11 protein-coding genes are annotated in these 16,279 nt (G+C 48.3%); 6 read left to right on the forward strand and 5 right to left on the reverse strand.

All coding sequences use genetic code 11. The annotated features are described in order from the left end of the window. Positions 1-41: 41 nt before the first annotated feature. From JK216_RS12025 to JK216_RS12035, 3 genes are all read right to left on the reverse strand, one after another. On the reverse strand, positions 42-953 hold the full coding sequence (locus JK216_RS12025) for a class I SAM-dependent methyltransferase (RefSeq protein ID WP_212711700.1): 912 nt from the start codon (positions 951-953) through the stop codon (positions 42-44). Between the two features lie 199 nt (positions 954-1,152). Then, on the reverse strand, positions 1,153-2,502 hold the full coding sequence (locus tag JK216_RS12030) for an ABC transporter ATP-binding protein (protein WP_212711699.1): 1,350 nt from the start codon (positions 2,500-2,502) through the stop codon (positions 1,153-1,155). Then, positions 2,492-3,301, reverse strand: coding sequence for an ABC transporter permease (locus JK216_RS12035; protein WP_212711698.1), 810 nt, complete (start codon positions 3,299-3,301; stop codon positions 2,492-2,494). Before JK216_RS12035 ends, JK216_RS12030 begins: the two co-directional genes overlap by 11 nt. A gap of 1,775 nt (positions 3,302-5,076) precedes the next feature. On the opposite strand from JK216_RS12035, the gene JK216_RS12040 reads away from it, so the two are divergent. The 6 genes from JK216_RS12040 (at position 5,077) to JK216_RS12065 (ending at position 14,251) form a co-directional block, all read left to right on the forward strand. Beyond that, on the forward strand, positions 5,077-6,591 hold the full coding sequence (locus JK216_RS12040; RefSeq protein ID WP_212710667.1) for an anion permease: 1,515 nt from the start codon (positions 5,077-5,079) through the stop codon (positions 6,589-6,591). Positions 6,592-6,740: 149 nt separating this feature from the next. After that, positions 6,741-8,387 carry a class I fumarate hydratase FumA gene (fumA, locus tag JK216_RS12045; protein WP_212708625.1) on the forward strand — a complete coding sequence of 549 codons (1,647 nt, stop codon included), beginning with the start codon at positions 6,741-6,743 and terminating at the stop codon, positions 8,385-8,387. 152 nt (positions 8,388-8,539) lie between these two features. Beyond that, a complete protein-coding gene (locus JK216_RS12050; protein ID WP_212708626.1) occupies positions 8,540-9,559 on the forward strand; it encodes an NAD(P)-dependent alcohol dehydrogenase in 1,020 nt (339 codons plus the stop codon). A gap of 591 nt (positions 9,560-10,150) precedes the next feature. Then, a complete protein-coding gene (locus JK216_RS12055) occupies positions 10,151-11,485 on the forward strand; it encodes an LLM class flavin-dependent oxidoreductase (RefSeq protein ID WP_212711697.1) in 1,335 nt (444 codons plus the stop codon). 1 nt (position 11,486) lies between these two features. Continuing rightward, on the forward strand, positions 11,487-12,515 hold the full coding sequence (gene mgrA / locus JK216_RS12060) for an L-glyceraldehyde 3-phosphate reductase (protein ID WP_212708628.1): 1,029 nt from the start codon (positions 11,487-11,489) through the stop codon (positions 12,513-12,515). Next, positions 12,515-14,251 (forward strand): solute:sodium symporter family transporter, encoded by a 1,737-nt coding sequence (locus tag JK216_RS12065; RefSeq protein WP_212708629.1) that lies wholly within the window; start codon positions 12,515-12,517, stop codon positions 14,249-14,251. The genes mgrA and JK216_RS12065 overlap by 1 nt, the downstream gene beginning before the upstream one ends. Positions 14,252-14,458: 207 nt before the next feature. On the opposite strand, the gene JK216_RS12070 is transcribed toward JK216_RS12065, so the two are convergent. Together JK216_RS12070 and JK216_RS12075 are read right to left on the reverse strand one after the other, a co-directional pair. Then, on the reverse strand, positions 14,459-14,992 hold the full coding sequence (locus tag JK216_RS12070; protein ID WP_212708630.1) for an MltR family transcriptional regulator: 534 nt from the start codon (positions 14,990-14,992) through the stop codon (positions 14,459-14,461). A gap of 83 nt (positions 14,993-15,075) precedes the next feature. After that, positions 15,076-16,221, reverse strand: a complete 1,146-nt coding sequence (locus JK216_RS12075) for a mannitol-1-phosphate 5-dehydrogenase (RefSeq protein WP_212708631.1) — start codon at positions 16,219-16,221, stop codon at positions 15,076-15,078. Positions 16,222-16,279 lie beyond the last annotated feature (58 nt).

Raw genomic sequence — 16,279 nt, forward strand, 5'->3', positions numbered from 1 at the left:
ATTTTTTATTAAAGCCTTAAAATTAAAAGGGTTTCTTTATTTTACTCATCCTTAGACTGAATACTCTCTTTAAGAGCAAGATATTCTCTTTCAAGTCTGAAGTAATCTTTCTGAGATTGCATTAACTCATTATGTACACTGCTGGCCCAGGATAAAGTAGCTTTATCTTTAGCATAAAGATCCATTCCCGGATTGAAATATAAACTCTTTTTTAACCGGGATTTATCTATTTCTGAGTCTGAACAAATAGCAATGATATACATAGAATGTGCTTCCGGGAACTGACCAGAAATTACTAAATTATCTGCTACCGGGTCTTCTGAAACTATTGGGAGAATTGAAGATAATGTCAGGAATCGTTGTCCACACAATTCGACATGGCTAAATCTTTTTTTCAATAAGTCCGAAAACTCATCTTTATAAAGCTCTTTAACATGGAATTTATTAACTACACCTGACTCATCTGTATAGACCTTTTTATCTGGTGTGGAGATGATAACAATACCATCTTTTTTTACCACACGTTTAAGTTCATTAATCATTTGGTCATGTTCAGCGATATGTTCTATGGTTTCAAAGCTGACAGCAACATCTACAGAGTGATCGTCTAGTGGTATATCAGTTACACTACCTACCTTAAAATGAAGGTTAGCATAGTCTTTGTATTTTTCCGTAGCATGTTGAATTGCCTCCGGATCAATATCAACACCAATAACTTCAGATGCACTCCCGGCAATTGCTACGGAACCGTATCCTTCGCCTGAAGCAATATCAAGTACTTTCTTACCTCTGACCAGGCTGATAACATATTCATAGCGATGTTCATGTTCATAGCTAAGTTGCATATCAACATCATCATTGGGAATAAATCGTTCACCAGTAAATTTCATAGCACAAAAATGATTACATCCCGGATTTCTCGGTAATATGAGCAAGGCAATAGACTTCTCCATATTACATATACCCTTTCAATAATCATCCCTTTATATATGGTTTGTATTTATCCGTATTAAACAAAATCAGTCACAATACGAACATAAAGTTACCTTTCCAATATCATATTATTAAACCAGCGTAGAGAAAATGAGATGCTGGATCTGATATGAAATTTATAACTATCTGATAATATTTTTTATTATTTTAAAATAAGAATTATCTTTTTATTTTTTCCAATATGATGTTTTTCATTGGCACACCAACCAGTCCGGTAGATATACCACTAGCAATAGATTTAAATGTCATCGCATCATGTATCCAGTGATGCTGAGTATGCGATTCCTGATTTCCGGTAGCCAGAGCAACATCTATTGAATAGTCTCCCGGAGGGAGGATTGGCATTCGGAATTCAAATTTAGCCACGATGCGGGAATTCGCATCCATTGAGAAAGGTTCATCTATATAAGACAGGTAAGTATTATCACCAAAAATTCGCTGGCCGAGACGGTCCTTAAAGTAAAAACCGGCAATAATATCTTTAAGTTCCTCTTTCGACTGTACCTCTATTTCCAGGGAAACCAACTCACCACCGATAATAGTCAGTACTTTGCTATCGTTTTGTAAGAACCGTACTTGTGTAATAGTTGCTTTACCTGTACCGAATCCCTTCTCACCGGTGCTTATATCCACAACCTGTATATCGTTACGTAACGAACTCTGGTTCAGCAATTCCAGGCGGCAGTCAGCATAATCATCAATAGCATTTTCTGATTGCGTATCTTCGTCATTTTTTCTGCCATAATTGACTTCAATCTGAGCACTCTCTGTGACTGAACGGTCCTGAACATGCTGATAGGCGAGGTATTCTTCTGTCACATCTTTCGCCGGACCAATACGCATTATTTCACCATGAGAAAGCCAGACAGCCTTATCACATAAATTCGTTACTGCACTGGTATCGTGACTAACAAAGAGAATAGTGCCTTTCTTTTTAAATTCACGAATAAAACGCATGCACTTTTGCACGAAAAATACATCACCGACAGCTAAAGCTTCATCAATGATTAATACATCTGGTTCGGAGTTTGCGATTACAGCAAATGCCAGTCGTACAAACATCCCTGAAGAATAAGTTTTCACTGGCTGATTAATAAACTCACCAATATCGGCAAATTTTTCAATCAAACTAAATTTATCGCGAATTTCCTTTTCACTCATTCCGAGTAACATGCCATTTATAAAAACGTTTTCTCTTCCTGTCGATTCTAAATCAAATCCGGCACCGAGTTCCAGTAAAGCCGCAACTCTGCCACTTACTTTGGCTTCACCAACAGTTGGGTTAAGGGTTCCACAGATAGTTTGTAATAAGGTTGACTTACCCGAACCATTCTTCCCGATAATAGCAACAGTTTCCCCCTTACTTACTGAAAAAGATATATTCTTCAGTGCCCAAAAATCCTTTCTTTTTTCAGGATTCCAGCGTGCGAGGATTCTGTCAACAGGCTTATTATATATATGATAAACTTTAGAAAGTTTTTCAATATGAATCACAGTATTAGATGACATCAGCAAAGTCTTTTTTCAGAGAAGAGAAAACCCAAAAGCCAAAGGCAAAAATCACCAGGCTGGTTAGTGTAGCGATAAAATATCCATCCCAGTTAAATCCGCGTTCAAATATCAGAGAATCCCTGACCTGGGTAACGATATATGCAATAGGGTTATAAGATGCGATCGCCTGAAACTTTTTCGGCATCCTCTCCATAGGAAAGAATATCGGACTTAAAAACATAAAAGCCATGTTAAATATTGCTATAACCTGACCAACATCCCGAACAAAAACCGAAATGGCAGAAATAAAATATGTTACACCCAATGTCATTAGATAAATAGGTAGTAGTAAAACAATAACTATAGCACATTCAGGATGGAGAGAGTCCTTAAATATAATAAGTGCTACAAGTAAAATTATGTAACTTATTAGCCCTGTAAAAAAAGACGAATTAACAATGACCATAGGTAGTATATTTAAAGGGAAAACCACTTTTTTAACATAATTTTTATTGTCATTAAATATAGTTGCTGCGCGGTTAGTTGCCTCTGCATACATATTAAAAACAATTAAACCTGCAAATAATACAATAGCAAAATCCAGGTTTCCCTCATGCTGCAGGCCCCATTTAGCTTTCATTATTACGCTAAAAACAAAAGTATATACACTGAGAAGAAGTAAAGGATTGAGAAATGACCATGCCAGCCCGGCATATGACCCCTTAAACTTACTTGTTATATCCCGTCGAGTGAGATGAAATAATAAACTTTTGTATTTACTTATATCAGAAAATAATTCTTTGTAATTTTTAAACATAATAAGTTTTTTACCAGATTTTATATGACGATCCTGCGGGTAAGAGACCTTATCTGCGACAGACAGATTCTATCCAGATAACAAATGTCAAACCCTGGTTTTCAGATATAGCACTTAGGTGCATATGAAGTCATTCATACCCCCGACTGACGTGCCAGTTAAAACAAATGACATCCTGGAAAAGATCTGATTTGTATTTACATGAAAATACTCTGGATTAACAGCCTGTTGTATATCTGACTATCGTGCTGTTACGGAAAGAAAAAGATACTCATGTTCCATACTTCAGTTATCAGTTCTCTTGCTAAAAAATTTACTTAGCCGAAGGTAAACCTGATACCATAAAAAATATAATATTTTCCCACAACGGCTAATCCGATATTTCTGCCACAGAACCCTTATAATTCAACACACTGAGAGCAAGCTGACATTTCAGATTGTTATTCCACAATGTTTGTAAGGAGAAATTTTTACTCTCCCTGAGCAGCAGATTCAATGCTCTTAACCCCCTGAATCTAAAATTTAATAGTTACATCACTCAGTCAGCTTTCTTCTGAAAAGTACAGATTACAGGTCTGTCCGGGGCTGACCCGCTTATTTGGCTACAATACTGCAATGATCTCGTGAGAAAAATTCATGTGCTAAAACAGAACCGGGGTCCCGGGACGGTTTTAATCACCCGCGAGTATTAGATTATCTCATGTTTTGATGGGTCTCTATTGCAAGCTAGTCGCCGTTATCAGGCCTGTGCGCAACAGTTATTGCCTGATATTGCCTGAAAGTCACCAGTTAAAGTGACATTTAACAACGCTACCGCCCCTGGGTTGGCTCCCACCTTGCCATTTCAGCTAAATTTTTAAACTAATTCTGTAAATTTAAAACAGATGAAAATTTAAATTACGGTTTCTGATTATACACTTCGCTAAAAGTTTTTGTACATGCCCCCGGATGTCAGTCTGCATCTTTCAGTTTATGCTGAATACAGGAACGCATTGGTTTATGCCACTAATGAGTTAACTCTGGTAAATAATACATCCGTCTCAAGTAGCCTGATGGCAGGCGGGCCATGGCATATCACCGTACACCGGATAAGGGAAGCTATACCGGTTTCCCTGTAGGGACTTTTACCAGATGTTACAGTTAACCAGGCCGACTCTGTGACTTATGTTTTATCCCGTGCATTAAGGGTACGAGATCGGGTGAAAAATGGAAATGTAAATAGTATCTGACTGCAACTATCAAGGACATTTATTGAAATAAAGGTGTACTAAGCATCTTTCTTCCGGCCATGTCGCATCAATAATGTTGTGGTTGTGACAGTACTCTCCGGAAGCTTCCCCCCGCAGGCCATAGCCATTAGCAGTACCATATAAGCTGCAGGTCAATTTTAATCGCACAGCAAACCGCCGCACTGATATTTATACAATAATAACCTCATTTTCCGTATACAGAGCATGTCAGACCTGAGGCATTACTTCTCTCATGCTGCGGTACTTCATACAAGAACAACCATAATTTATGTCAAAAATATATGTTCTGCTCAATAAAATCATATGAATTTTAATTCCAGTTCGTTGATCAGGATCAACGGCTAAAAAAAGAGAGCGCCGATGATATAAACACTTTATCTGTCAGTCAGATGAGGTACTATGCCGGATATAATTACAAGCGCTATTTCAACGGCTTCCGCTCATACGGAATAAAACTATCGCCGGAAATGCAATATTACCTGTACGCTGCTACCTTAATATTTAAACTACTAACAGAAAAAGACGATGAACGTAAAATTAAATACTGCACCGCCGCTGAACGGGTCTCCCCCTGCCGCAGGCAAAAAAAACCGTTTGATATTGTTGCTGCTGCCAATAATTGTTGCACTGTTGTTATTAGCTGTACCGGTGCCGGCAGGACTTCCTCCTTATGCATGGCATTTCTTCGCTATTTTCGTCGGGGTGATTGTCGGGTTGATTTTTGAGCCGTTACCCGGGGCAGTGATTGGTCTGACCGGCGTAGTCGTGATTGCACTGTTCAGTCAGTGGCTGCTGTTCAGCCCGGAACAACAGGCTGCTGCCGGGTTTAAACTGGCCGGACAATCATTTAAATGGGCCGTCAGTGGTTTCGGGAATTCCACTGTATGGCTGATTTTCGGTGCCTTTATGTTTGCTGCCGGTTATGACAAAACGCAGTTCGGCCGTCGTCTTGCCCTGATACTGGTGAAATACCTGGGGCGCCGCAGCCTGACTCTCGGTTATGCCATCACCTTTGCTGATTTACTGCTGGCCCCTTTTACGCCTTCCAACACCGCCCGTAGCGGGGGCACCATCTACCCGATTATTGCCAACCTGCCGCCATTGTATGACTCTAAGCCTAATGACCCCAGCGCCAGACGGATCGGCTCTTATCTGATGTGGGTCGCCATTACCGCGGCCTGTATTACCAGCTCTATGTTTCTGTCTGCTCTGGCCCCCAACTTGCTGGCCCTGGCGCTGGTTAAAAGTATCACCGGTATCACGATTTCCTGGGGTAACTGGTTTATCGCCTTTCTGCCGGTCGGAGTGATCCTGATTCTGCTGATGCCGTTGCTGGCGTATCTGTTTTATCCGCCGGAAGTCAAAGTCAATGATGAAGTCCCCCGCTGGGCAACCCGTGAGCTGGAGAAACTCGGCAGACTGTCGCGTAACGAAATTCTGCTACTGGTCTTTGTCTGCGCTGCTCTGGCAATGTGGATCTTTGCCACCCGCTGGATTGAACCGGCGATGGCTGCCATGCTGGTCATTACCCTGATGTTATGGACCGGGGTACTGAACTGGAGCGATATCACCGGTAATAAAGCCGCCTGGAATACCTTTGCCTGGTTTGCCACCCTGGTCGCCCTGGCTGATGGCCTTTCCTCCACCGGATTTATTAGCTGGCTGGGTAAAGAAGGCGGGGCACTGATGGGAGGAATATCGCCGGGCGTCGCCAGCCTTATCTTAGTGGTGGCGTTCTTTTTGCTGCACTATCTGTTCGCCAGTACCACGGCACATACCACCGCTCTGCTGCCGGCGATGCTGACCATTGCCGCCACTATCCCGGGCCTGGATATGCAGGTTTTTTGTCTGATGATGGTCACATCCCTGGGGATCATGGGGATTATCACCCCTTACGGTACCGGACCAAGCCCGATATACTATGGCAGCGGCTATCTGCCAACCGCCGATTACTGGCGTCTCGGGACCATTTTCGGGGCTATCTTTCTTGCGGCCCTGCTGCTTATCGGCTATCCATGGATGGCGATGGTCTTCGGCTGACAGATCGGGTTTATCGCTGCAGGTATTAATGCGTTAAATGATTATCCCTCCGCGACCGCTATCAGCGGGTGGCGGGGGGACATAATAATTACCATCAGTATTTTGCGAAGCGCAACGGTATCCCGTTGCTGCCGATTAAGTGAGAAAACATGTCGAATACACCTTTCCATTATCAGGACCCTTTTCCGGTCACCGAAGATCAGACTGACTATTACCTGCTGAGCAGTGATTATGTCTCAGTTGCCAGTTTTGACGGCGAAGAGGTGATCAAAGTCGCCCCGGAAGCACTCACCCTGCTGGCTCAGCAGGCATTCCATGATGCATCATTTATGCTGCGTACCGCCCACCAGCAACAGGTGGCGGCTATTCTTGCTGATCCTGAAGCCAGTGAAAACGATCGCTATGTCGCCTTACAATTTCTGAGAAATTCAGAGATTGCTGCCAAAGGTATTCTGCCAACCTGTCAGGATACGGGAACCGCGATCATTATGGGCAAAAAAGGCCAGCGGATCTGGACCGGTGGCGGTGATGAAGCCAGCCTGTCCCGCGGCGTATTTAATACTTTCCGGCAGGATAATCTGCGTTATTCGCAGAATGCTGCACTGGACATGTATAAAGAAGTGAATACAGGCACCAACCTGCCGGCGCAGATTGATCTGTACAGTGTCGATGGTGATGAATATAAATTTCTCTGTATCGCCAAAGGCGGCGGTTCAGCGAACAAAACCTATCTCTATCAGGAAACCAAGGCACTGCTCAGTCCGGGTAAACTGCAGCAATACCTGGTGGAGAAAATGCGCACTCTCGGCACTGCGGCCTGCCCGCCCTACCATATTGCCTTTGTGATCGGCGGTACCTCCGCCGAAAGTACCCTGAAAACGGTGAAACTGGCATCCACCCATTATTACGACGGACTGCCAACTGAAGGTAATCACTATGGACAGGCTTTCCGTGATACGGAACTTGAACAGGCTTTGTTAAAAGAAGCTCACAGCCTCGGGCTGGGTGCACAATTCGGTGGTAAATATTTTGCCCATGATATCCGGGTCATCCGCCTGCCACGCCACGGCGCCTCCTGTCCGATAGGAATGGGGGTGTCCTGTTCCGCGGACCGGAATATTAAAGCCAAAATTAATCGCCAGGGGGTGTGGATTGAAAAGCTGGAACATAATCCGGCCAGACTGATCCCGGAACATCTGCGCCGGGAAGGCGAAAGTACGGTAGTGGATATCGACCTTAACCGGCCGATGAAAGAGATACTCGCCCTGCTGACACAGTATCCGGTCTCTACCCGGCTGTCACTGAACGGCACCATTATTGTGGCGCGTGATATTGCCCATGCGAAGCTGAAAGAACGGCTGGATAACGGCGAAGATCTGCCGCAATACATCAAAGATCATCCGGTATATTATGCCGGCCCGGCCAAAACACCGGCTGGCTATGCCTCCGGCTCCCTCGGCCCGACCACCGCCGGGCGTATGGACTCTTATGTTGATCTGCTTCAGGCCCATGGCGGCAGCATGATTATGCTGGCAAAAGGTAACCGCAGTCAGCAGGTTACCGATGCCTGTCAGAAACATGGCGGATTTTATCTTGGCAGTATCGGCGGACCGGCAGCGGTACTGGCACAACAGAGCGTAAAAAGCCTCGAGTGTGTCGAATACCCGGAACTGGGTATGGAAGCCATCTGGAAAATTGAAGTACAAAACTTCCCGGCATTTATTCTGGTAGACGATAAAGGAAACGACTTTTTCAGCCAGATCCTGCAAAACCAGTGTGCCGGTTGCGCAAAATAACCGCAAACAATCACGGCCTGCTTTCCCGCAGGCCGTTTCCGCAATAACGGGTAACCCCTGCCCGCAGTAATGTAATATTCTCCGCGACGTTTTTTCCGTGACTGTCGTGTAATGTTCTACACTGACAACCACACCCTTGAGAGGAGAACATCATGAGCAAGATTAAAAGCTACGCCGCAGCAGAAGCTGGCGCAGAACTGGAACTGTATGAATTTGATGCCGGCGAGCTTGCTGCCGAAGATGTTGAAGTCAAAGTAGAATACTGCGGTATCTGCCACTCGGATTTGTCGATGATCGATAATGAATGGGGAATTTCACAATATCCGCTGGTTGCAGGCCACGAAATTGTCGGCCGTGTCCACGCTCTGGGCGCAGCCGCACAGAGCAAAGGCCTGAAAATCGGCCAGCGGGTCGGCATTGGCTGGACAGCCCGCAGCTGTGGTCACTGTGACGCCTGTATCAGCGGCAGTCAGAGCAACTGTCAGCAGGGCAGCGTACCCACTATCCTGAACCGTGGTGGCTTTGCCGAGAAGATCCGTGCCGACTGGCAGTGGGTGATCCCGTTACCGGAAGCGCTGGATATCGAATCTGCCGGCCCGCTGTTGTGCGGCGGTATTACGGTATTCAAACCGTTACTGCAGCACCATATCACCGCGACCAGCCGTGTCGGCGTGATCGGGATTGGCGGGCTGGGACACATTGCCATCAAGTTACTGCATGCAATGGGCTGTGAGGTGACCGCGTTTAGCTCATCACCGTCGAAAGAAGCGGAAATTCTGGCGATGGGGGCGGATAAAGTGGTTAACAGCCGTGATCCTGAAGCACTTACAGCACTGGCGGGTCAGTTCGACCTGATCATTAATACCATCAATGTGTCTCTGGACTGGATGCCGTATTTCCAGGCGCTGGCTTACAATGGCAGTTTCCATACCGTCGGCGCCGTAATGAAACCGTTTGAAGTCCCGGCCTTTACCCTGATTGCCGGTGACCGCAGCCTTTCCGGTTCTTCGACCGGTTCTCCTCACGAGCTGCGCAGTCTGGTAAAACTGGCGGCCCGTTCCGGCGTCAAACCACAGACCGAACTGTTCCCGATGTCAAAAATCAATGAGGCTATTCAGCATGTCCGTGACGGTAAAGCCCGTTACCGTGCAGTACTGAAAGCTGATTTCTGATATTTCAGCGGCCCGTCTTGCGGGCCGTAATCTCAGTGATTACTCTCCGGTTTTACCGGCTGTTTCAATGGCAGCCACCACCTGAAACCGGCTGTCGGCCGGTCACCTCCCGGCAATCCTATGGTTCGTCTCTTCCCGGTGATGCAAGTTCCCCCCGATACGGCAAGGGTCAGCGGCAGTTTTAGCTGATCATAAAAGTGCAGCAGTTCTCCGGCTAAAACATTTATCCGCTCCGCCCCCGGCAATAATGCTATCCATCCCCCCGATGAAAGGCGTTGCTCACTGGCCCTGCGGCTGTTCACCTAATACACCGGGACTGTCAGCAGTAAGTCCCGCCGTTCTGCGGCCATTTTCAGGCCCGCGCTCTGTCGGCAAAAAGCCGGGAATTTATAAGTAATAATTAACCGTTATATCCTGATTTTTCACCGCGACAACCGGCTAACCTCATCACACTTCCCGTTATTTCACGGGGTCTTCCGGCAGTAAGGCAATGATTAGCAAAAAATGTGCAGAGTAATGCACCAATCAGCATTAAATAAATACCCGTCGTCTGGTTATAGTTTTGAAAAAATTACTCACCGGTTACTTACTATGCCAAGAAATGAACAACTGTCGCTGGGGGCTTTTATTCATCCGGCCGGGCATCATGTCGCGGCCTGGCGCCACCCACAGGTGGCCCCCGATCCGCTGGATATTCAGCAGTATATTCAGATTGCGAAAACGGCCGAACGCGCCTGTTTTGATATGCTGTTTTTTTCCGACAGTCTGGCGGTGTTCGATTCTGTCGAAGCCCATAAGATGGCCCGTTCCAACTATTTTGAACCGGTCACATTACTGGCATCGCTGGCGGCGGTGACGCAACATATTGGTCTGATTGCGACCGCGACCACCAGCTACAACCAGCCTTATCATATCGCCCGGCAGTTTGCCTCACTGGATCACCTGTCCGGTGGCAGAGCGGGCTGGAATCTGGTGACATCCGATGCCGCCAATGAAGCCGCTAACTTTAACCGGCACCAACACTTCAGCCATCAGGAACGTTACCTGCGTGCCGCCGAATTTTACCGGGTGGTGGAAGGTTTGTGGAATAGCTGGGAAGACGATGCCTTTATCTATGATAAGGCTTCAGGTCAGACCTACCGTCCGGAAAAAATGCATCCCTTACATCACCGTGGTGACTATTTTCAGGTCAGCGGGCCATTAAATATTGCCCGTTCACCACAGGGTAAACCCGTGGTCGTGCAGGCAGGTTCCTCGGAGGCCGGTAAGGCCCTGGCGGCAAAAACGGCCGATCTGGTATTTACCGCACAGTCTGATCTGAAAAAAGCTAAAGAGTTCTATCAGGACGTCAGGCAGCGCCTCAGTGCCTGCCAGCGTCCCGAAAACAGTCTGAAAATTATGCCGGGCGTACTGCTGGTCACCGGCCAGTCCCGGCAGGAAGCCGAAGAAAAGTATCAGCAATTCCAGCAACTGGTTCAGCCGGAGGTCGGTATCGCGTTATTAGGCAGAATGCTGGGTAATTTTGACCTGTCCGGCTATCCGCAGGATCAACCACTGCCTGAACTGCCGCTGTCAGATTCAGGGCAGCAGAGCCGTCAGGCTCTGCTACGGGGGATCGCCGCCAGCGAAAACCTGACGCTGGCTGAGCTGGGCCTGCGTATTGCCGGTGGCCGCGGTCACCACACGGTAATCGGGACCGCGCAACAAATTGCCGACGAGCTTCAATGCTGGTTCGAAGAATATGCCGCGGATGGTTTCAATATTATGGTCCCGCACCTGCCTGCCGGACTGGACGATATTGCCCGGACGGTTATTCCCGAATTACAGCGCCGGGGGCTGTTCAGAAAATCCTACCAGGGAAAAACCCTGCGCAGTCACCTGGGGCTGACACCACCACCTTTTCATCCGCCTTTTGAGAGTCAGTAACATGAGTTATCAGCCAGCAGAACAACGTTATCAGCACATGTCCTATCCGCATTGCGGCAACAGTGGTTTAAAACTGCCGCGCATTTCTCTCGGACTGTGGCAGCACTTTGGTGATAACAGTACCCGCGAACAACAGCGAAGTTTACTGCGCTGTGCCTTTGATGCCGGTATCACCCATTTTGACCTGGCAAATAACTATGGCACACCCTATGGCAGTGCCGAACAAAATTTCGGAGAAGTGTTTCGTCGTGATTTTCGTCCCTTCCGCGATGAACTGATTATTTCCACCAAAGCGGGTTACGATATGTGGCCGGGGCCTTACGGCCAGGGAGGCAGCTCGCGGAAATACCTGCTTGCCAGCCTGAATCAGAGCCTGCAACGCCTCGGCCTGGAGTATGTCGATATCTTCTATTCCCACTGTTATGACCCCGCCACGCCACTGGAAGAAACGGCTTCCGCCCTCGCCAGCGCCGTGACACAGGGTAAAGCACTGTATGTCGGGATCTCCTCCTATCCGTCAGCAGAAACCGGTGAAATAGCCCGGTTACTGCAACGGTGGCATATTCCTTTGCTGGTCCATCAGCCTGCTTATAACCTGTTTAACCGCTGGGTCGAAGACAGCCTGCTTGAGACCTGTGCCCGGCAGGGAACAGGGATTATCGCCTTCAGCACCCTCGCTCAGGGACTGCTGAGCGGAAAATACTCCGCCAGTACCCCGGCTGCCCTGCGCCGTCATAGTATTGATCAGCGTGAACTGAGTGCGGAAAACTTTGCCCGCATTGCCGGGCTGGAAAATATTGCCCGACAGCGTGGTCAGTCATTACCGCAGATGGCACTGGCATGGGTACTGCGCCAGCCACAGATCAGCTCCGCACTCACCGGCGTCAGTTCACCGGAACAATTACTGCATAACCTCGGGGCATTGCAAAATATCCGCTTCAGTGAAGAAGAACTGCGGGATATCGACCATTTCGCTATCGACGGCAGCAGCCAGTTTGGCCGAATCAACGACCGACAGACGGAGGGCTGATGTTTACACTGCTGACAACGTTCGCCACATTATTACTGATTATCCTGATCTCTTACTGGCTGACCCGGCGGTTTAAACATACCACCGCACGGGAGTACTTTATGGCCAGCGGCAAACTGAGTTTCGGCTTTATTGCCGGTTCCATGATGCTGACCAATGTTTCCGTCGACCAGCTAATCGGTCTGAATGGTGATGCCTACCTGCATAATCTGAGTGCGGTCGCCTGGGAAGCTACAGCGATTATTGCCATTATCGCCCTGGCACTGTTCTTCCTGCCGCGCTATATGCAGGGCGGGTTTACCACCCTGACGGAATTTATTGAATCCCGATATGATAAAACAGCGCGCAAAATTGTCAGTGTATTACTGCTGATGACCTATACCCTGGTGCTGTGTCCCTCGTCGTTATACCTCGGGGCACTGACCCTGGAAAAAATATTTAATATTCAACAGGCGCTGGGGGTCAGCTACCAGACCAGCATGATCCTGATGATTTGCCTGACCGGCTTTATTGGTACCGCCTATGCGGTACTGGGAGGGCTGCGGGCTATCGCCGTCTCCGATACCATTAACGGGGTGTTTCTGATCGTCATCATTCTGCTGGTGCCAGTACTTGGTTTCCTCGCTCTTGGTCACGGGCACCTGCTGGCCGGAATGCAGGAGTTACTGCGACAGAATCCGCAAAAACTGAATATGATTGGTAATAATCATGACAGCGTGCCTTTCAGTACCCTGTTTACCGGCATGATCTTTGCCAACCTGTTCTACTGGTGTACTAACCAGGCAATTATGCAGAAAAGCCTTGCAGCACGCTCGCTGCAGGAAGCCCAGAAAGGGATCCTGCTGACCGGTGCCTGTAAGCTGGTGCTGCCGTTACTGATGATGTTACCGGGAATTATTGCGTGGCATTATTTTCATGGCCATCCCCTGACCTCTTCCGACCTGGCCTATCCTTCGCTGATTGCGGCATTACTTCCCTGGTGGCTGAAAGGCTTTTTTGTCGCCATCATTCTGGGAGCAGTAATGAGCCACTTTAATGCCATTATTAATGCCTCTGCCACGTTGCTGACTTATGATTTTTACCTGTCATACCGACCAAAGGCCACAGACCATCAGCAGGTACGCTTTGGTAAGCAGATGAGTTTACTGGTTGCGTTAATCTCCATCGCCTGTGCTCCGCTGTTAATGGATGCACCGGAGGGCATCTATACATTACTGCGGCGTTTCACCGGTTTCTTTAATATGCCGGTGATTGCTGTCGTGCTGTTTGCTTTTATCGTCGCCCGCCCGCCGGCTATTGCTGCCAGAATTGTGCTGATATCACATGCTCTGATATACGGTATTTTTATTCTGGGGCTGAATGTTGATGCCCGCTGGGGGATCAGCTTTATTCATCTGATGGGGATCTTGTTTGCCGGTGAGATGTTACTGTTGTTTATTCTGCACCGTTACCTGCCCGGCAAGACAATACCGCCGATCACTGCCACCGGTAAGGAGCTGGTTAGCTGGCAGTATGCGGTTCCTGTCAGTGTGGTGCTGGTCGCCGCACTGATCAGTCTTTATCTGACCTTCTCTCCGCTGGGGATCGTCAGCGGGCATCTGACCTCTGGCTGGTATCTGTCAATGGGCCTGCTCTGGACACTGGCGTTAGTGATTGCCGGCCGCAGCCATCTTCGCCATAAACCGTTATTATCATCCCGCACCCGTCAGGGCAGCCTGCCACTGGATAATAATTAACGGTGTTCAGGGCGGCAGTACTGGTATCAGGTACGTCACAGGGCTGCCGTCAATATTCAGGGACAACCAATGGGGCCGGAGGTGTTTATCACCGCCCCCTGTAACACGGACCGGTTGTCGCCGGTCCGCCAGAGGTTCGCAGCATCAGCCGGTCGCAGAAGAACCATAAACTCCCGGCAATCAAAGGTTTTCAGCAGCGGCGGGACATTATTTTTCAAAGGCAGGTTTCAGGCTGATATGGGCGATAAGCCCGGTCAGTGACAGAACCATCACCGAGCGAACTATCTGCTGATAGCGTTGCTGTTGCATAATATTTAATTCCTTATCCTCACTGACAAAATCGGCAGGCGGCGGAATAGTCACACAATGCAGTTCAGCAAAAGGCCCGAGAACTTTATCATCAGTAAAACTGTACTCGGTGCCGTCATGATTCAGGGCTTCACGCAGTGTCATAAGCCGTTCACAGTCTTCATACTCAGCGCGATTAATGACCCCCAGGCCGTAAATCAGTTTCAGGCGTACCGATAACTCCCCCAGCGGGCCATTACCCAGCAATAAAGGCCCGACCGCATACTTGACCGCATAATCATCTTTACGGAATACTTTGACCAGCAGAACATTCACGGCTTCCGACAGCATTTCAATGGCGGCGATCAGAAAACTTCTGACAGACTGCCCGCTATTCAGCCGTTCCAGCACCCGGTTTTCAAAAGCCTGCGATTGTTCCATTGGTCCCTGCATATCACCCCGGTCGTCTGATAATACCCGCAAGGGCACAGTAAGACTGTGCCCTGAATATTTATATATCAGGAATAAGGGGCCGATTATACCATAGCGTTCCGGGCCGCCACTATCGCCCTGACAAGCTCACTGTCAGCCTCCAGCCCGGAGATTTCAGCCAGGGTGGCAGCAACACCCTGTTTCTTCAGCAAACTGGCCAGCTCATACGACTGAGGATCCTGCTCACTGTGGAAGTGTAATGCCGCAGCTACCCCCGTAATCAGATGTTTCTGTGGCAGTTGATATTCGAGGGTGCCGAGTATCGGTTTAATCAGCCGGTCACCGGCACTGAGTTTGCGCAATGGCTGACGCCCTACCCGCTCCACATCATCATCCAGACAGGGATTCTCAAACCGACCGAGAATACTGCGGATATAAGCCGCATGCTGGTCAGCATCGAAAGCATAACGACGGATCAGCACCGCGCCGCTTTCCTCCATCGCGCCCTGCACTGTCCGACGGATATGCGGATCCAGCACCGATTCGCGGATAGTTTTGTGCCCCGCCAGGTGACCAAGGTAAGCCGCGATCGCATGGCCGGTATTCAGTGTGAACAACTTTCTTTCGACAAACGCCATAAGATTGTCGGTCAGCGTCATCCCCGGAACTAACGGAAACTCGCCTTTCAGCCGGGTCTTATCGACAATCCATTCACTGAAACTTTCAGCAGTCACTGCCAGAGGATCACCGCCGGCGAGGGCAGGCAGGACAATACGGTCAACCGCAGAATCAGCAAACCCCGTATGTTGCTCAACCCATGGCTGATAATCCGCTGGCAGCGCGGCCATAACACAGGCTTTTAGCCTGGTGGTGGCCGATAACTGGTTTTCACAGGCAATAATATTCAATGGCCGGTGATTGCCATTCTCCTTACGACGCATAAGCCCCGTAGCCAGGGTTGCGGCAACAGCACCGAGAACCTGAGCACCGACGGCGGTGGTAATCAGATCCGCTGAAGCAATTAAATCCATGATTGCTTCGCTGGTACTGTTGACCGCCCTGACCCCCGTGACAACAGAGAGTTGCGGTTTCTCGCCGGCGATTTGCACCGGATATTCTCCGCGGCGGTTCAGTTCATCCACCACCCGCTGATTAATATCGGCAAAAATCAGTTCTGCCCCCGCTTCTGCCAGCAATTTCCCGATAAAACCACAGCCAATATTACCGGCACCAAAGTGTAATGCTTTCATAGTACGTCCTTTTACAGTCACAATCAGAATCAGCAGCAGATTGCGCAGCCGTATCCCT

Source organism: Tatumella sp. JGM94 (assembly GCF_018257595.1).
GTDB classification, from domain to species: domain Bacteria; phylum Pseudomonadota; class Gammaproteobacteria; order Enterobacterales; family Enterobacteriaceae; genus Tatumella; species Tatumella punctata.